At 64.6% G+C, this 421-nt stretch carries 1 protein-coding gene; it reads left to right on the plus strand.

Annotated features, from left to right (window positions below; genetic code table 11):
* The coding region (locus SK069_RS20170; protein ID WP_406628320.1) for an ABC transporter ATP-binding protein at positions 1 to 421 on the plus strand (421 nt) is incomplete at both ends.

The following is a 421-nucleotide window of genomic DNA, read 5'->3' on the forward strand; positions in this document are numbered from 1 at the left end:
TGTTGGAGATGCGCAAGAAGTTCGGGGTGCTGTTTCAGGACGGCGCGTTGTTCGGGTCGATGAACATCTTCGACAACGTCGCGTTCCCGCTGCGGCAGCACACCGACAAGGGCGAGGACGAGATCAAGCGGATCGTCGATCGTCGGATGGACGAGGTCGGGTTGGGGCACTCGTGGGACAAGTTCCCCAACGAGCTCTCCGGCGGCATGCGCAAGCGCGCGGGGTTCGCCCGGGCGCTGGTCCTCGATCCGTCGATCGTGCTGTTCGACGAGCCGGACTCGGGTCTGGATCCGGTCAGGACCGCCTTGCTGGGCGAGCTGATCATGGAGATCCATGAGGAGACGATGCGCGAGGCCGAGGACAAGCGGCTGGAGCACCGTCCCGCGTTCACGCTGATCACGCACGACATCATGACCGCGCG

It is taken from the genome of Patulibacter brassicae (assembly GCF_033949425.1).
In the GTDB taxonomy this organism is placed as follows: Bacteria; Actinomycetota; Thermoleophilia; order Solirubrobacterales; family Solirubrobacteraceae; genus Patulibacter; species Patulibacter brassicae.